General features: G+C 73.0%; 18 protein-coding genes, 2 tRNA genes, 1 other RNA gene and 1 pseudogene. 6 read left to right on the top strand and 16 right to left on the bottom strand.

Going from position 1 to position 16,238, the window contains the following annotated elements; genetic code table 11:
- Window positions 1–75 precede the first annotated feature (75 nt).
- The 8 genes from EF918_RS10705 to EF918_RS10675 all read right to left on the bottom strand — a co-directional run bounded on the left by EF918_RS10705 (window position 76) and on the right by EF918_RS10675 (window position 4,886).
- Complete coding sequence (locus EF918_RS10705; protein WP_125644156.1) at window positions 76–918, bottom strand: RNA polymerase sigma factor SigF; 843 nt, start codon at window positions 916–918, stop codon at window positions 76–78.
- A gap of 162 nt (window positions 919–1,080) precedes the next feature.
- Window positions 1,081–1,242, bottom strand: a complete 162-nt coding sequence (locus EF918_RS36875; RefSeq protein ID WP_185921690.1) for a hypothetical protein — start codon at window positions 1,240–1,242, stop codon at window positions 1,081–1,083.
- A 400-nt stretch (window positions 1,243–1,642) separates the two neighbouring features.
- Entirely contained in the window at window positions 1,643–1,939 is a 297-nt protein-coding gene (locus EF918_RS10700; RefSeq protein WP_125644154.1) for a hypothetical protein, read from the bottom strand.
- An 87-nt stretch (window positions 1,940–2,026) separates the two neighbouring features.
- Window positions 2,027–2,111, bottom strand: a tRNA-Ser gene (locus EF918_RS10695).
- 59 nt (window positions 2,112–2,170) lie between these two features.
- On the bottom strand, window positions 2,171–2,599 hold the full coding sequence (gene tadA / locus EF918_RS10690) for a tRNA adenosine(34) deaminase TadA (protein WP_125644186.1): 429 nt from the start codon (window positions 2,597–2,599) through the stop codon (window positions 2,171–2,173).
- A gap of 143 nt (window positions 2,600–2,742) precedes the next feature.
- Window positions 2,743–3,288: a hypothetical protein gene (locus EF918_RS10685; protein WP_125644184.1), complete on the bottom strand. Its 546-nt coding sequence runs from the start codon at window positions 3,286–3,288 to the stop codon at window positions 2,743–2,745.
- A 359-nt stretch (window positions 3,289–3,647) separates the two neighbouring features.
- Window positions 3,648–3,839 carry a hypothetical protein gene (locus EF918_RS10680; RefSeq protein WP_125644151.1) on the bottom strand — a complete coding sequence of 64 codons (192 nt, stop codon included), beginning with the start codon at window positions 3,837–3,839 and terminating at the stop codon, window positions 3,648–3,650.
- Between the two features lie 111 nt (window positions 3,840–3,950).
- Entirely contained in the window at window positions 3,951–4,886 is a 936-nt protein-coding gene (locus EF918_RS10675) for a universal stress protein (RefSeq protein WP_125644149.1), read from the bottom strand.
- 154 nt (window positions 4,887–5,040) lie between these two features.
- Between EF918_RS10675 and upp the strand changes: the two genes are divergently transcribed.
- Window positions 5,041–5,676, top strand: coding sequence for a uracil phosphoribosyltransferase (gene upp / locus EF918_RS10670; RefSeq protein ID WP_125644147.1), 636 nt, complete (start codon window positions 5,041–5,043; stop codon window positions 5,674–5,676).
- A gap of 9 nt (window positions 5,677–5,685) precedes the next feature.
- On the opposite strand, the gene EF918_RS10665 is transcribed toward upp, so the two are convergent.
- Entirely contained in the window at window positions 5,686–6,339 is a 654-nt protein-coding gene (locus EF918_RS10665) for a LytR C-terminal domain-containing protein (RefSeq protein WP_125644145.1), read from the bottom strand.
- Between the two features lie 79 nt (window positions 6,340–6,418).
- Window positions 6,419–6,715 (bottom strand): type II toxin-antitoxin system VapB family antitoxin, encoded by a 297-nt coding sequence (locus EF918_RS10660; RefSeq protein WP_003955420.1) that lies wholly within the window; start codon window positions 6,713–6,715, stop codon window positions 6,419–6,421.
- A gap of 88 nt (window positions 6,716–6,803) precedes the next feature.
- On the opposite strand from EF918_RS10660, the gene EF918_RS10655 reads away from it, so the two are divergent.
- Entirely contained in the window at window positions 6,804–8,408 is a 1,605-nt protein-coding gene (locus tag EF918_RS10655; protein WP_125644143.1) for a helicase HerA-like domain-containing protein, read from the top strand.
- Between the two features lie 125 nt (window positions 8,409–8,533).
- Window positions 8,534–9,466: a glucose-6-phosphate dehydrogenase assembly protein OpcA gene (gene opcA, locus EF918_RS10650; RefSeq protein WP_125644141.1), complete on the top strand. Its 933-nt coding sequence runs from the start codon at window positions 8,534–8,536 to the stop codon at window positions 9,464–9,466.
- A gap of 129 nt (window positions 9,467–9,595) precedes the next feature.
- Here opcA and EF918_RS10645 read toward each other — a convergent pair whose 3' ends face one another.
- Window positions 9,596–10,183, bottom strand: a complete 588-nt coding sequence (locus EF918_RS10645) for an HhH-GPD-type base excision DNA repair protein (RefSeq protein WP_125644139.1) — start codon at window positions 10,181–10,183, stop codon at window positions 9,596–9,598.
- 88 nt (window positions 10,184–10,271) lie between these two features.
- Here EF918_RS10645 and EF918_RS10640 point away from each other — a divergent pair, with 88 nt between their 5' ends.
- Window positions 10,272–11,093 carry a VOC family protein gene (locus tag EF918_RS10640; protein ID WP_125644137.1) on the top strand — a complete coding sequence of 274 codons (822 nt, stop codon included), beginning with the start codon at window positions 10,272–10,274 and terminating at the stop codon, window positions 11,091–11,093.
- A 150-nt stretch (window positions 11,094–11,243) separates the two neighbouring features.
- Here the strand turns inward: EF918_RS10640 and EF918_RS10635 are convergent, their stop codons facing one another.
- The 5 genes and pseudogenes from EF918_RS10635 to EF918_RS10610 form a co-directional block, all read right to left on the bottom strand.
- On the bottom strand, window positions 11,244–12,485 hold the full coding sequence (locus EF918_RS10635) for an RNA polymerase sigma factor (RefSeq protein ID WP_221889704.1): 1,242 nt from the start codon (window positions 12,483–12,485) through the stop codon (window positions 11,244–11,246).
- Between the two features lie 158 nt (window positions 12,486–12,643).
- Window positions 12,644–13,000 carry a YciI family protein gene (locus tag EF918_RS10625; protein ID WP_125644131.1) on the bottom strand — a complete coding sequence of 119 codons (357 nt, stop codon included), beginning with the start codon at window positions 12,998–13,000 and terminating at the stop codon, window positions 12,644–12,646.
- A 45-nt stretch (window positions 13,001–13,045) separates the two neighbouring features.
- Window positions 13,046–14,011, bottom strand: a complete 966-nt coding sequence (locus EF918_RS10620; RefSeq protein ID WP_125644129.1) for a phosphorothioated DNA-binding restriction endonuclease — start codon at window positions 14,009–14,011, stop codon at window positions 13,046–13,048.
- A gap of 93 nt (window positions 14,012–14,104) precedes the next feature.
- Window positions 14,105–14,383, bottom strand: a pseudogene (locus EF918_RS38070) (PIN domain-containing protein); the annotation flags it as partial.
- A 215-nt stretch (window positions 14,384–14,598) separates the two neighbouring features.
- Window positions 14,599–14,683: transfer RNA gene (locus EF918_RS10610), tRNA-Ser, on the bottom strand.
- A 98-nt stretch (window positions 14,684–14,781) separates the two neighbouring features.
- Here EF918_RS10610 and ffs point away from each other — a divergent pair.
- An RNA gene (gene ffs / locus EF918_RS10605) (signal recognition particle sRNA small type) lies at window positions 14,782–14,876 on the top strand.
- A 57-nt stretch (window positions 14,877–14,933) separates the two neighbouring features.
- On the top strand, window positions 14,934–16,238 hold a 1,305-nt coding region (locus tag EF918_RS10600), incomplete at its 3' end, for a DNA polymerase III subunit gamma and tau (RefSeq protein ID WP_125644127.1).

Raw genomic sequence — 16,238 nt, 5'->3', positions numbered from 1 at the left:
CATATCAGTGCAGCGACAGACCGGAATGAGCCCGTTCTGTCGGGAAACGCGCGGGGCGATCTCCACCCGTTCCGGTTACGCCTCGATCCTGTTTGCGGATCGCAGGCGGGCGAAGCTCCGGGCGAGCAGCCGGGAGACGTGCATCTGGGACACGCCCAGTTCCGCGCTGATCTGCGACTGCGTCAGATTGCTGTAGTAGCGCAGCAGGAGGATCCGCTGTTCGCGCTCGGGCAGTTGTACGAGGAGGTGGCGGACCAGGTCGCGGTGTTCGACCCCGGCCAGTTCCGGATCCTCGTAGCCCAGTCGGTCCAGCAGGCCGGGCAGCCCGTCGCCCTCCTGGGCGGCCTCCAGGGAGGTCGCGTGGTACGAACGGCCGGCCTCGATGCAGGACAGCACCTCGTCCTCGCTGATCCGCAGCCGCTCGGCGATCTCGGGGGTGGTGGGGGTGCGTCCGTGGAGCGTGGTGAGGTCCTCGGTGGCCGCGTTGACCTGGACCCAGAGCTCGTGCAGCCGGCGCGGCACGTGGACGGTGCGCACGTTGTCGCGGAAGTACCGTTTGATCTCGCCCACGACGGTCGGCATGGCGAACGTCGGGAACTGCACCCCGCGGTCCGGGTCGAACCGGTCGATGGCGTTGATCAGGCCGATCGTGCCGACCTGGACCACGTCCTCCATCGGTTCGTTGCGGCTGCGGAAGCGGGCGGCCGCGTAGCGCACCAGCGGGAGGTTGGCCTCGATCAGGGCCCCGCGCACCCGGTTGTACTCGCCGGAGCCCGGCTCCAGCTCCTTGAGCTGGCCGAAGAGCACCTGGGTGAGGGCCCGGGTGTCGGCTCCGCGGCTCTGCGGCCGGGGAGCGGGCTCGTCCTGGGCTTCGTGCTGGGGAGGCACCTGGGGCGCAGTACTGGCCGGCACGGTCACGCCACCCCTTCACGTCAGCTATGTCAGCTCAGGCAACTCTGCCATCAAAATCGGTCATAGCATCACAAGAGATGTGCACTGTGTGCAAGCACCGTATATCGCCGTGTTGAGGGCAAGTTGGACATTTGGGGGTGGTGATCGGAGGCGTTCCCGCGTACGGGTTCAGCGCACCAGTTCGGTCATGAAGCGGCCGATGCCCTTGGCGGCGTCGGAGATGCCCTGGAACCCTATTTGGACGATCTCGGCAGCCTTCACCGGCTGGGTGATGATCGTGAAGAGGACGAAGACGACGAGCGCGCCCATGACGATCTTCTTGGTGTCCACGAGCGGTTTCGGCCTCCCCTGCCGGTCCCTGCAAAGTCGGGTGAGTCTAACCGGTCGGGTTCGGTCACTCACCTGACCTTTAAGGACCTATGACCCGGTGGTACGGGCCCTTCGCCGACGTCACGGCGGCACGGAGAGGCGCAGGATTGTTCCTGAGGCCAACCGGTTCTGGCAGGAAACCGGAGGGCCGAGGGACAGACCTCACTGCGGGGTCCGGGCCGCACGCTTCCCCCCTGACGGCGGCCCGGACCGTCAGGTCCGTCCTCGTCGGGGGAAGCGGCTTGTCCCCCCGATGCCGCTTCCCCCGTCCCTTTGCGGACGAAGGCCCCGGCCCCCACGGCCGGGGCCTTCGGCGTGCCCGGGTGGCCGCCGCACCCGCGGGCACGCCCGTGCGGCGGCGCTACTGGATGGCGCCGGCCAGGCCCAGGACCGGTGCGACCGGGTCGACGACCGGCTGGAGCCGGTCGGGCAGGGTCATCAGCTGGCCCATCTGGTTCAGTCCGTCGTTCAGCTTGGCGCCGATCTCGGGCACCGAGTGGGGCACGGCCCCCTCGGGCATCCCCGGGGCCGCGCTGGGCAGCTCCGGGAGCGTGAGCGGGGACAGCGGCAGGTCGGCGGCGGAGGCGGCCGGTGCGGCGAGGCCGGCGGCCGCACCGGCGAGGGCTACGGCGGCGAGCAGGCGCTGGGTTTTGGTCATGCCGTGTCAACGGTGTTCCGGCGGGCCCGGTCACGGCGGGCATGCACGAGAGCCCCGGTTCGTACGAACCGGGGCTCTCGTCCAGAGCGGTGGTGGAGGGATTTGAACCCCCGATGGGTTGCCCCATACTCGCTTTCGAGGCGAGCTCCTTCGGCCACTCGGACACACCACCGAGAGAGATCCTAGCCCACGCCGGGGAGTGCTTTGCAAATCCGTTCCGCGTGGGCCCGCTCACGGCCCCCGGAAGAAGCGCGTGAGCAGGGCTGAGCACTCGTCCTCCAGTACCCCGCGGATCACCTCGGGCCGGTGGTTGAGCCGGCGGTCCCGTACGAGGTCCCACAAGGACCCGGCCGCGCCCGCCTTCTCGTCCCCGGCGCCGTAGACGACCCGGGCGAGGCGCGACTGGACGAGCGCGCCCGCGCACATCACGCACGGCTCCAGGGTCACCACGAGGGTGCACCCGGGCAGCCGCCACTCGCCGAGCTCCGCGGCGGCCCGGCGGATCGCCAGCACCTCCGCGTGCGCGGTGGGGTCCCCGACGGCCTCGCGCTCGTTGTGCCCGGTGGCCAGGACCTCGCCCGCCGGGCCGAGCACGACGGCACCGACCGGTACGTCACCGGCCGGCACCGCGCGGGCGGCCTCGTCCAGCGCCAGACGCATCGCGTCCCGCCACGGGTCCCGGACCGGATCGGGGTCCCGGACCGGAACCGGATCCGGCACCGGACCGGGGTCGGGCGCCGGAACGGGGTCGGGCGCCGGAACGGGGTCGAGCACCGGACCGGGGTCGTCGTGCGGACCGGTCACTAGCGGACGGCCTCCAGCACCTCGGTGGCGCCGAGGGCGTCGGCGATCTCCGAGAGGGCGTCACCGTCGAGGGCCAGCAGCTCCTTGTGGCTCACGCCGAGGTCGTCCAGCAGCCGGGCGTCGCCCAGCGGACCCGCCGGGACCGGCTCGGCGCCGCTGCCGGCGGCGTCCTCGTCCTCGTCGTCGGCGAACGCGGCGACCGCGTCCTCCTCACCGTCCTCGGTGCCGTCGAGGTCCAGCTCGTCCAGCTCGTCGTCCTCCTCCTCGTCGCTGCCGAGCAGCTCGTCGGTCAGCATCGCTCCGTAGGAGCTGCGCTTGGCCAGGGCGGCGTTGGAGACGAAGATCCGCGGGTCGTCCTCGCCGTCCACCCGGACGACGCCGAACCAGGCGTCCTCCTGCTCGACGAGGGCGACCACCGTGTCGTCGTCGACAGCGGCGGCACGGGCGAGATCGGTCAGATCCGTCAACGACTCGACGTCGTCGAGTTCCATGTCGCTCGCTTCCCACCCGTCTTCGGTGCGCGCGAGCAGTGCGGCGAAGTACACCGTGACTCTCCCACTGGTCATAGGCGTGCCGGTTGGAGGTCCCCCCGGCGGAGGCTTGGGTCGAGGGGTGGAACGGCCGTGCTGTGCGCCGTTTCGTGCCCCGCCCCATCGGCATCGTGGCAGAAACAGCGGCTTTGCGAGAGGTCTTCCGCTCTTGCGTCGTGCCGTGCCGCCCTCGGGGGGCCGCTGCGGGGTCCCTCGGCGGGACCTCGCGGCCGTCGCTCGGGCGGTCGCCCTGGCCGCTGCTTCCGGTCGGTCTTCCGGTCGTTCTTCCGGTCGGACTTCCGGTCGGTTCCGGAAGTGGTTCGGATCGTTTCGGTCGTGGTGATGTGGTTGTCGTGACCGTCCACTCTGGACGGTCACCAGCGGAAGGTCCGCATCCGCATCTGCTGGCGCATCCGGGCGGCCCGGGCGCGGCGCGGCTGGACCCGGTCGCGCAGTTCCCGTGCCTCGTTCAGTTCACGCAGGAACTGCGCGCGCCGCGCCCTGCGCTGCGCCGCGCTCTCCTCGGTCCCATCGTCGTCCGCTGTCGTCGGCTGGTCGTCGGCCATCGGCCACCACCCCGGGCTCCTTCGGTCGTCCTCCTCCGCTTCGCGAAGCAGACCCCCCGGGACCCAGCTTCCCCCGGACAGGCCGTTTGATGCCACCCCCCGCACCGTGGTTCAGTCCGCTTCCTCCCCGTCCTGAGCAGGTACGACGGCCACCGGGCAGGAGGCGTGGGTGAGAACGGCGTTCGCCACCGACCCCATCAGCAACGAGCGACCCAGCCGCCGCCGGTGCCGGCCGACCACCACCAGCGACGCCTCCTGCGAGGCCTGTACCAGCGATCCGGCCGCGTCACCGGGCACCGCGGCCTGCTCCAGCCGTACCGCCGGGTGGCGGATCCGGAACGGCCGGAGCCGCTCGTTCTGGCTGCGCAGCATCTCCCGTTCGGCCGGCGCCCGCCCCTCGTCGATCAGGGTCTCCGCCATCGCCTCGGGCGTCACGACCGCGTACGGGCCGCCCAGCAGCAGCGGGGACGGCGGTACGGAGAACGCGGAGAGCACCTGCAGGGTGGTGCCCGGGCGGGCGGCCGTCTCGGTGAACGCGAACTCGATCACCTCCTCGGCGGTCTCGGCGGCGTGCAGCCCGAGGACGACCGGTCCGGTCCGCCCGTCCGGCCCCGCGGCCTCCTCCACCGCCAGGCGCGCGTGGTGCGGGACGACCACGACCGGGCAGGGCGCCGTGGTGGCCACGGCCCTGCTGTTGGAGCCCAGCAGCAGGCTCGTGAAGCCGCCCCGCCCCCGCGAGCCCATGACCAGCATCCGCGCGCCCCGGCCGGCCGCGCGCAGGGCGACCGGGACGGAGCCCTCCAGGGCCTCGTAGCGGGTGCCGGGGGGCAGGTCGGCGGGGAGGGCCGCGCGGACCGGGTCGGGGGGCGGCTCCGGCGCACCGCCCACCGACTCGCGGCGGCCGGCGTACCACTGCGTGTGGTCCGGCAGGACGTGCACCACCACGAGCGGGGCCGCGTGCCGGGCGGCCTCGGCGCGGGCCCATGCCAGCGCCCGGAGGCTGTGTGGCGAGCCGTCGACGGCGGCGACGACCGCTGCTTGGGTCACGTCCTCAGGGTGACATCACCGGACCCGGGCCGCAGCCCGTGCCGCACCTGGCCACGGCAGGCCCCGACAGCGCGTAGCCTCTTGTACGTGGGTCGCGAACTTGCGGCCGTTTTCGCAGGTCGGAACCCCTGAAGCAGAAGCCTTGGAGGATGTTGTGCGTTTGCAGGTCGTCGATCACCCCCTGGTCGCGCACAAACTCACCACCCTGCGCGACAAGCGCACCGACTCCCCCACCTTCCGGCGGCTGGCCGACGAGCTGGTGACCCTGCTCGCCTACGAGGCCACCCGGGACGTGCGCACGGAGGCGTCGGACATCGTGACCCCGGTGGGCCCGACCACCGGGGTGAAGCTCTCCCACCCGCGTCCGCTCGTCGTGCCGATCCTGCGCGCGGGCCTGGGCATGCTCGACGGCATGGTCCGGCTGCTGCCGACCGCCGAGGTGGGCTTCCTGGGCATGGTCCGCAACGAGGAGACCCTGGAGGCCTCCACGTACGCGACCCGGATGCCGGAGGACCTCTCGGGCCGTCAGGTCTACGTGGTCGACCCGATGCTGGCCACCGGCGGCACGCTGGTCGCCGCGATCCAGGAGCTGATCAAGCGGGGCGCCGACGACGTCACGGCCGTCGTGCTGCTGGCCGCGCCCGAGGGCGTCGAGGTCATGGAGCGCGAGCTGGCGGGCACGCCGGTGACCGTGGTGACGGCCGCCGTCGACGAGCGCCTGAACGAGCACGGCTACATCGTGCCGGGCCTGGGCGACGCGGGCGACCGCATGTACGGCTCGGCGGAGTAGCCGTCCCCCTCAGCAGGACGCGGACGGTGCGGGCACGGGGTGGGCCAGGACGGCCAGCGCCTTGTCCGCGTCCGCCTGCGGGCTGAGTTCCTTGAACGCGTCGCCCAGGATCAGGTCGACGTCCGCGCCCTCGCGGGCGTCGGCCTGCTGGGTGACGCCGGCGAGCTGGGTGCCGAGCACCGAGTACACGGCCTTGTCGGTCTTGGGCGAGCCGAGCAGTATCCCGGTGCCGGTGACCTTCTTGTCGAAGTCGGCGGGGGCGTTGCCCACGTTGGCCACGGTGAACCCGCGCTTCTTGAGCTCCTCGCCGACCGCCTTGGCCAGGCCCGCGCGCGGGGTCGCGTTGTAGACGTTGACCGTGATCTGCGCGGGCTGGGGCAGGGCCACGGCCGGGGCCGCGGAGGCGGCGGCCGGCTCGCCCTTGGCGGCCTTCTGTTTCGTGACGCAGTCCTTGGCGCCCGCGGCGCCGGCCCGGCCGCCGTGGTCGCCCCGGAAGACGTCGATGAGCTGCAGGGTCCCGTACCCGAGCAGGGCAAGGGCGAAGACCGCTCCGAGGGCGGCGAACACCAGTCGGCGACGGCGGCGGGGGCGGCGCATGCGCGGGTAGGCAGCTCCCGTGACGCGGTACTTTCCGCCCATGCCGGGGGGAGTGAGCATGCTCATGGGCGCAGCGTAGTGCGGCCCTGTGACGATGCCTACTAAATGATCTGCTGATCGGGCAAGCCTGACCCGAAAGGCGCAATCAGCCCAGTTCGAGGACGCGTGCGTGCAGCACCTGGCGCTGCTGGAGTGCCGCCCGTACGGCGCGGTGCAGGCCGTCCTCCAGGTAGAGGTCGCCCTGCCACTTCACGACGTGGGCGAACAGGTCGCCGTAGAAGGTCGAGTCCTCGGCGAGCAGCGTCTCGAGGTCCAGCTGGCCCTTGGTGGTCACCAGCTGGTCGAGCCGGACCGGGCGCGGCGCGACGTCCGCCCACTGCCGGGTGCTTTCCCGGCCGTGGTCGGGGTACGGCCGCCCGTTTCCGATGCGCTTGAAGATCACACGGAAAGCCTACCGGGCCCGGCCCTGCGGGCGCAGCCTCGCGCCATTGCTGGAAAGGTGGCAAACAGGGCTATTTCGGGAGTGAGAGATGAGCGACAGCGCCACCCCGGCCGACGACAGCGCCACCCCGGCCGACCACAGCGCCACCCCGGCCGACCGGATCGCCGACGGCTACGCCTTCACCGGGCCCGCGCTCGACCTCGGCGCCCTGCTCTGGGACGGCGCCTGCCTGCCCGGCAAGCAGATCCGGATCCCGCTGTCGATGCTCAACCGGCACGGCCTCGTCGCCGGGGCCACCGGCACCGGCAAGACCAAGACCCTCCAGCTCGTCGCCGAGCAGCTCTCCGCCCAGGGCGTGCCGGTCTTCCTCGCCGACATCAAGGGCGACGTCTCGGGCGTCTCGGCCCCCGGCACCCCCGGCGAGAAGGTCACCGAGCGGGCCCGGGAGGTCGGCCAGGAGTGGGAGCCGGCCGGCTGCCCCACCGAGTTCTACGCGCTCGGCGGCCTGGGCACGGGCATCCCGGTGCGCGCCACGGTGACCAGCTTCGGTCCGGTGCTGCTGTCGAAGGTGCTCCAGCTCAACCAGACCCAGGAGCAGTCCCTCGGCCTGATCTTCCACTACGCCGACGCCAAGGGCCTGGAGCTGGTCGACCTCAAGGACCTGCGGGCCGTCGTCGCCTTCCTCGTCTCCGACCGGGGCAAGGCCGAACTCAAGGGCATCGGCGGCCTGTCCACGGTCACCGCCGGGGTGATCCTGCGCGCCCTGACCGCGTTCGAGCAGCAGGGCGCGGGCGCGTTCTTCGGCGAGCCCGAGTTCGACACCAGCGAGTTCCTGCGGACCGCGGCGGACGGGCGTGGGCTGGTCTCCGTCCTGGAACTGCCCGCGGTGCAGGACCGGCCGCAGCTGTTCTCCACGTTCCTGATGTGGCTGCTGGCGGACCTGTTCCACGACCTGCCGGAGGTCGGCGACCTGGACCGGCCCAAGCTGGTGTTCTTCTTCGACGAGGCCCACCTGCTGTTCAGCGGGGCGTCCAAGGCCTTCCTGGCGTCCCTGACCCAGACCGTCCGCCTGATCCGCTCCAAGGGTGTCGGGATCTTCTTCGTCACCCAGACCCCCAAGGACGTGCCGGCGGACGTGCTCGCGCAGCTCGGCAACCGCATCCAGCACGCCCTGCGCGCCTTCACCCCCGAGGACGCCAAGGCACTGCGGGCGACCGTCCAGACCTTTCCCCGTTCGGAGTACGACCTGGAGGAGCTGCTGACCCAGCTCGGTACCGGCGAGGCCGTGGTCACCGTGCTCAGCGAGAAGGGCGCGCCCACGCCGGTCGCGGCCACCCGGCTGCGGGCGCCGCGGTCGCTGATGGGGCCGGTCGAACCGGGGGCGCTGGAGCAGGCCGTGAAGTCCTCGCTGCTGTACGCGCGCTACGCCGAGGCCGTGGACCGGGAGTCCGCCTACGAGAGGATCAGCGCCGAGCAGGCGGCGGCCGAGGCGGAGGCGGAGGCCGCCGCGGCCGAGGCGGAGGCGGCGAAGGAGGCCGGGGCGGCGGCCCGGACCGCACCGAAGCAGGACCGGTCGCTGGCCGAACAGGTCGTGGGCAGCGGCCTGTTCCGCTCCCTCGCCCGGTCCATCGGCACCCAGCTGGGGCGGGAGATCTCCCGCTCGGTCTTCGGCACCGCGCGGAGACGGCGCTGAGCGCGCCCCCCAACCACCCCTCCCGCGGCCGGACTTGGCGAAGGTGAGGTGAAGGGGTGTGTGTTCCAGGGGAATTCGAGCCGGGCGGGTGCCGGTGCTGTGCCGGCCACTGCCACACTTCCGGCATGCGGACCGAACTCACCGACACCACCTCCAGCCGGGTGGGCCGTGCCCTGCTCGCCGCCCGCCGGGCCGTCGGCAGCCAGACGATGGGCCTCGTCCTGACCCTGATCGTGGTCACCGACGAGGAGAACGCCTACGACGCCCTGCGCGCCGCCACCGAGGCCTCGCGCGAGCACCCCTGTCGGATCATCGCGGTCATCAGGCGCACCGCCCGCGGCCCGCACAAACTCCGCCAGACCCGGCTCGACGCCGAGCTCCGCGTCGGCTCCGACGCCGGCACCGGCGAGATCGTCCTGCTCCGGCTGCACGGCGAACTCACCTCCCACGCCGGCCCGGTGGTGCTCCCGCTGCTGGTGCCCGACGCTCCGGTGGTGGCCTGGTGGCCGGTCGACGCCCCGGCCGACCCGGCGCGCGACGAACTCGGCGCGCTGGCCAAGCGCCGGATCACCGACGCCCAGGCGGCCGCCGACCCGGTGGGCGTCCTGGACCAGCGGGCCCTGACGTACGCGCCCGGGGACACCGACCTCGCCTGGACCCGGCTGACCCCGTGGCGGGCGCTGCTGGCCGCCGCGCTCGACCAGCGGCCGCTGCCGGTCACCGGCGCCGCGGTGGAGAGCGAGACCGACAACCCCAGCGCCGAGCTGCTGGCCCGCTGGCTGGAGGACCGGCTCGGCGTTCCGGTGGAGCGGGTGACCACGGAGGGCCCGGTCATCACCCGGGTCACGCTGGCCACCCCGGAGGGCGACATCCGGGTGGACCGCCCGCAGGGCTCGCTGGCCACCCTGACCCTGCCGGACCGGGTGGACCGCAAGGTGGCGCTGAAGATACGGTCCGACGCCGAGCTGGTCGCGGAGGAACTGCGCCGGCTCGACGCCGACGAGGTCTACGCCTCGGCCCTGCGCCGGCGCCCGGCGCCGGTGGCGCTCCCGGTGTAGGCGCAGGGGTCGTAGGGGGGCGTAGCGGTCGGCGTGGAGGGCGGCGCGCAGCCGACGAGCTCGTGCGACGATCCGTGCTCCCAGGCCGGTCACTTCGGCCCGGGGCCGGTCACTTCGGCCCGGGGCCGGTCACTTCGGCCTGGCGGCCTTCGCCGCCGCCTTGGCCTCCTGCTTGTACGCCCGTACCTTCGCCAGCGAATCCGGGCCCGTGATGTCGGCCGCGGACCGGTAGACGTCGGCCTCGCCGTACGCGCCGGCCGCCTCCCGCCAGCCGGCCGGCCGGACTCCCATCCGCTTGCCGAGCAGCGCCAGGAAGATCTTCGCCTTCTGCTCGCCGAAGCCCGGCAGGTCCTTCAGCCGCCGCAGCAGTTCCGCGCCCGTACCGGCGTCGGCCCAGACCGCCGCCGCGTCGCCGTCGTAGTGCTCCACCAGGTACGCGCACAGCTGCTGCACCCGCTTGGCCATCGAGCCCGGGTAGCGGTGCACCGCCGGCTTCTCGGACAGCAGGGCGGCGAAGGCCTCGGGGTCGTAGGCGGCGATGGCGTGCGCGTCGAGGTCGTCGGAGCCCATCCGCCGGGCGATCGTGTACGGGCCCGCGAACGCCCACTCCATCGGGACCTGCTGGTCCAGCAGCATCCCCACCAGCGCGGCCAGCGGGCTGCGCGCGAGGAGGGCGTCGGCCTCCGGGTCCTGGGCCAGTCGCATCGTGATGTCCATGCCCTCCAGCCTCGCGCCTGCGCCCGCTCGCCGCGCGCAGGGCACACCGCGCGCCTAGCGTGAGAGGCGGAAAGGAGTGAGGCGCACGATGACCGATTTCCCGGAGGGCGCCCCCTGCTGGGCGGACGCCATGTTCAAGGACGTCGAAGGGGCCAAACGCTTCTACGGCGAGGTGCTCGGCTGGACCTTCGGCGAGGCCTCCAGCGCGTACGGCAACTACACGCAGGCCTACTCCGACGGCAAGGCCGTGGCCGCCGTCGTGCCGCCCATGCCGGGGAGCGACGACATGCCCTCGGCCTGGTGCCTCTACTTCGCCTCGCCGGACGCGGCCGCCACGGCCGAGAAGATCAAGGCGGCCGGCGGGGAGCTGGTGATGGAGCCGATGCAGGTCGGTACGTTCGGCACGATGGCCCTGGCGAAGGAGCCGAGCGGCGCGGTCTTCGGCGTCTGGCAGCCCGGGGAGCACCGGGGCTTCGAGAAGATCGGCGAGAACGGCTCGTTCTGCTGGGCCGAGGTCTTCACCCGGGAGCCCGACACGGCCGACGCCTTCCTCAAGCAGGTGTTCCCGTACTCCGTGCAGCGGATCGAGCCCGGGGACGACCCCGCGGCGGCCGGGATGGACTTCAAGATCTTCAGCGTCGAGGGGCAGGACAACCCGGTGCTGGGCCGGATGAAGATGGACCAGGACTTCCCGCCCGAGGTGCCCCCGTACATCCAGATCTACTTCGCGGTGCCGGACTGCGACGAGGCGGTCTCCACGGCCCAGAAGCTGGGCGGCAGGTTGCACTTCGGGCCGATGGACAGTCCGTTCGGCCGGTTCGCCGCACTGGCCGACCCGCAGGGGGCGGCGTTCGCCGTGATCGACATGTCCACGACGGCGGGCGAGATGCCGCAGCTGTCGCCGGGCTAGCCGCGGCGGGGCCCGGCCCGGCTCCGGGCGGTGGCGCGCTGGCGTTCAGCCCGGCTCGCGCGCGGGCGGCCCGTGGCGCGGCTCAGCCCGGCTCGGGTCGGGGCGGGGCGTGGCGCGGCTGGCCCGGCTCGGCGCGGGGCGTGGCGCGGCTCAGCCCGGCTCGGGGCGGGGCGTGGCGCGGGAGGCGCGGGACAGCAGGAGCTCCCGCTCCCGGGCGTTGCGGGTGAGGGCGGCCGCCCGCTCGAACTCCGTACGGGCCTCCGCCCCGCGCCCCAGCCGTTCCAGCAGGTCGCCCCGCACGCTCGGCAACAGGTGGTACCCCTGCAGCGCGGGCTCGCCGGCCAGCTCGTCCACCAGCGCCAGCCCGGCCGCCGGCCCCTGCGCCATCCCCACCGCGACCGCCCGGTTCAGGGCCACCACCGGGGACGGGGTCAGCTCCAGCAGCCGCCCGTACAGTGCCGCGATCGCGGCCCAGTCCGTGTCCTCGTAGCGGACCTGCCGCGCGTGCTGCGCGGCGATGGCGGCCTGGACCGCGTACGGGCCGCCCGCCGGCCCCGCGCGGCGCAGCGCCTCCAGGCCCCGCAGGATCAGCATCCGGTCCCAGCGGGTGCGGTCCTGCTCGGCCAGCAGCACCGGCGCACCGTCCGGCCCGGTGCGCGCCGGGATCCGCGAGGCCTGCAGCTCCAGCAGCGCGACCAGTCCGTGCACCTCCGGCTCCTCGGGCATCAGCCCCGCCAGCACCCGGGCCAGGCGCAGCGCATCCTCGCACAGGGCCGGGCGGACCAGGTCGTCCCCGGCGGTGGCTGCGTAGCCCTCGTTGAAGACCAGGTAGACGACCTCCAGCACGGACGACAGCCGGGCCGCGCGCTCGGCGCCGTACGGGACCTCGAACGGCACGGCGGCCGTGGCCAGCGTCCGCTTCGCCCGGACGATGCGCTGGGCGACCGTGGCCTCCGAGGTCAGGAAGGCCCGGGCGATCTCGCCCGTCGTCAGCCCGCCCAGCAGCCGGAGCGTGAGCGCGATCCGGGCGGCCGTCGACAGCACCGGGTGGCAGGCGGTGAAGATCAGCCGCAGGAGGTCGTCGTCGATGTCGTCCGGCTCGGCCGGTTCGGGCGGTGGCGGCACGTCCTCCAGCGACCGACCGACCTCCGCGAGCTTGCGCGCGTAGGTCTCCTTGCGGCGCACGAGGTCGATCGCGCGGCGCCTGGCCGTGGTGGTCAGCCAGGCGCCGGGCCGGTCCGGGACCCCGGTCGCGGGCCACTGCTCCAGCGCCGCGACCAGCGCGTCCTGCGCGATCTCCTCGGCGAGGCCCACGTCCCGCACGATGCGGGTGACGCTCGCGATGATCCGGGCCGACTCGATCCGGAACACCGTCTCGACCGTCCCGGCCACCTCGGCCGTCCCGGCCACCTCGGCCGTCCCGGTCGCCTCGGCCGCCCCGGCCGCGCGCGCCGCACCCGCCGCCCCGGCGGCTCCTGCTCCCGTCACGGCCACCCATCACAACAGCCGCGGCGGGGGCGGGCAAGCACGACCGGGGCGTGGCGCGGCCGTCAGCCCTGGTCGAGCTCGCGGACCTCGCAGGTGATGTGCCACACCGGGGGGTGCAGCTCCAGGAACCGCCGGGTCCACTCCAGCGCCTCGGCCTTGTCACGGGCCTGGAGGATCATGTACCCGCCGACGACCTCCTTGGTCTCGGTGAACGGCCCGTCGGTGTACCCGGTCCGCCCGTCGGCCCAGCTGACCCGGGTCCCCTCGGAGGTCGGCCTGAGCCCGGCGGTGTCCAGCAGCACCCCCGCCTTGTTCAGCTCCTCCATCAGCGCGTTCATCCGGTCCATGAACCCGGCGTCGGCGTCCTCCATCCGGACCGCGTCCTCCTCGATCCGGATCAGCGACATGTAGCGCGGCATCCTCGGTCATCTCCTCGCCTCAGGAGGTGGCTCTTCTCCCGCCTCTCACCCACGCGTCGAACGGGCCGGGCCGGATTCGACACGGCCGCCGGAGGAATCCTGACGAGGCCTGGCCCGGGGAAGATCCGCGCCGGGCCGCGCGGGGCCGTGGAACACCTGGCCGGTGTGCCAGTCACGGTGGTGCGCCGCCACCGGGCGGGCCCCCGGCTGCGGTCCGACGATCCGGCGCCCGGCCAGGGCCACGACGTGCTCGCGGGCCACGGCGCTGTGCCCGACGAAGCGCTGGGAGACGAGGATCCGGTGGCCGTCCCCCACCCCGAGGACGCCCTTGTCGAAGAGCTTGTGGTGCAGGGAGCACAGGCAGAGGCCGTTGTCGACGGCGTCCGGCCCGTCGAACGCCCACCAGCGCACGTGCGCGGCCTCCAGCCCGACCGGCACCGCCCCGATCCGCCCGTCGTAGCCGCAGAAGGCGCACCGGTACTCGTAGGCCGTCAGCACCAGTTCCCGCATCCGCCGGTCCCGCGACCGCCGCGCGGGCGAGGGCCGCCCGGTCTCCGCCGGCTCCAGTTCCAGACCGATCGCTTCGCACAGTTCGCCGTGCAGGGACGGCGGGAAGTGCAGATCGAGGAGTACGTGCGCGATCCGGCCCAGCAGCGAAGGCTCCCGCCGCAGGGCCGCCCGCAACCCGGGCGCCAACCGCCCCGCGGCCCCGGTCGCCCGCAGCGCACCCACCGCACTGCCGGGACTGCCGGACCCGTCCCGGGTGCGCACCTCCCAGACCCCGTCGCCGGCCAGATGGTGGAAGGGGTAGGCGGGCGTCGTCCGGTGCGGCGGCCCGTACTCGGCCAGCAGCCGCTTCAGGTCCTCCTCCACGGCGCTGTAGACCAGCGCCCCGTCGGCGTCCTGCTGGAACCGGCCGAGGGCATAGAGGAAGAGCAACGGCTTGTGCGGGGCCCGCGCCCCACCCTTGGTCCACTGCCGCAGGGTCGCGGTGCGCTCCAGCCAGTCCATGACCGGGGATCGTAATTGCCACCGATCATGAACGGGCCCCCTCGTGCCCGCTGGTGCCTCCGCGAGGGCCCGTGCATACGCCTTCGTCTCGCCTCAGTCGAGCGGTGGTTGCAGTTCTGGTTGCATCCGCCCGTTGCGTCCCACGGGCCCGTACCACTGGAGGGGTTGGCCGGTTGCTGCGGCGATGCACTCGAAGTCGTGGTCACAGTGCAGGAGAGTGAGTCCCTGCAGCTCGGCGGTCGCGGCGACGACGAGATCCACCGCCCCGGCGCTGCGGTGCCTGCCTTGGTGGGTGAGGGCCTCTTGGACCTGCCGGGCCCGGTCGTAGGCGCGGTCGTCGATCGGGACCCAGCCGAAGATCAGGCGGACGTCCGGCCAGGAGCTCGTCGCCGTGGAGGGCGCAGGCTGCGGGAGGGGCGAGGCGTACGCGCGCGTGGCCGCGTGCGGTGTCGGCGATCTGATGCGTCCGCGATGCCCGGCCCATCCGGGATCTTGGGCAGCCCGCCGGTGGCTTACTGAGACCACGGAACGACGAAGGACCCGGCCGCTGAGCGGTCGGGTCCTTCGTGTGCCCTGGTGGGCAGAGGCGGAGGATACGAGATTCGAACTCGTGAGGGGTTGCCCCCAACACGCTTTCCAAGCGTGCGCCCTAGGCCTCTAGGCGAATCCTCCGCCGCAAACAATACAAGACGCCGAGGGGTGCTCGCGAACACGATCCGGGGAGGTCCGGGCGGGCTCGAAACCTCGGGTCGGGATCCGGTAGGGTGGGGCTAGCCCCTCACGTGGCGCTATCTCACCCAACTCCCCCAGGGCCGGAAGGCAGCAAGGGTAAGTGGGCTCTGGCGGGTGCGTGGGGGGCGTTTGCGTTGGTGGGGGTCTTCGGTGGGCGCCGTTGTCGGTGGGCCCGGATACGCTCGTAGGCGTGTCGTCCCTTGCGCTGTACCGCCGCTACCGCCCCGAGTCGTTCGCCGAGGTCATCGGGCAGGAGCATGTCACTGCCCCGCTGATGCAGGCCCTGCGGAACAACCGGGTCAACCACGCGTACCTGTTCAGCGGCCCCCGGGGCTGTGGCAAGACCACCAGCGCGCGCATCCTCGCCCGCTGCCTGAACTGTGAGCAAGGTCCCACTCCCACGCCCTGCGGCGAGTGCCAGTCGTGCCGTGACCTCGCTCGCAACGGACCGGGGTCCATCGACGTCATCGAGATCGACGCCGCCTCGCACGGTGGTGTGGACGACGCCCGTGACCTGCGGGAAAAGGCGTTCTTCGGCCCGGCGAGCAGCCGGTACAAGATCTACATCATCGACGAGGCCCACATGGTCACGTCGGCCGGCTTCAACGCCCTGCTGAAGGTCGTCGAGGAGCCGCCGGAGCACCTCAAGTTCATCTTCGCCACCACCGAGCCGGAGAAGGTCATCGGGACCATCAGGTCCCGTACGCACCACTACCCCTTCCGGCTCGTGCCGCCGGGCACCCTGCGGGACTACCTCGGCGAGGTGTGCGGGCGGGAAGGCATTCCGGTCGAGGACGGGGTGCTGCCGCTGGTCGTCCGGGCCGGGGCCGGCTCCGTGCGTGACTCCATGTCCGTCATGGACCAGCTCCTCGCCGGCGCCGGCAGCGAGGGTGTGACGTATGCCATGGCCACCTCCCTGCTCGGCTACACCGACGGTTCGCTGCTCGACGCGGTCGTGGACGCGTTCGCCGCCGGGGACGGCGCGGCGGCGTTCGAGGTCGTCGACCGGGTGGTCGAGGGCGGCAACGACCCGCGGCGGTTCGTCGCCGACCTGCTGGAGCGACTGCGCGACCTGGTGATCCTGGCCGCCGTGCCGGACGCCGGGGAGAAGGGGCTGATCGACGCCCCCGCCGACGTGGTCGAACGGATGCAGGCCCAGGCCTCCGTCTTCGGCGCGGCCGAGCTCTCGCGCGCCGCGGACCTGGTCAACGCCGGACTGACCGAGATGCGCGGCGCCACCTCGCCGCGGCTCCAGCTGGAACTGATCTGTGCGCGGGTGCTGCTGCCCGCCGCCTTCGACGACGAGCGTTCCGTCCAGGCCCGGCTCGACCGGCTGGAGCGGGGTGGGGCGGCCCTGGCCGCCGGGGCCGGGGCCGGGATGCCGGCCATGGGATACGTGCCCGGACCCGAGGGGCACGCCATGGCCCCCGTGGCCCCGGTGGCCCCCGGGGGCGGTCCCGCCGCCGGGGGCCACCGGGGCCACGGGGGCCATGGC

The organism is Streptomyces sp. WAC06614 (assembly GCF_003949795.1).
Taxonomy (GTDB): Bacteria; Actinomycetota; Actinomycetes; order Streptomycetales; family Streptomycetaceae; genus Streptomyces.
Note: the sequence above shows the minus strand (reverse complement) of the source record. Positions and strands in the feature narration are given on the sequence as shown.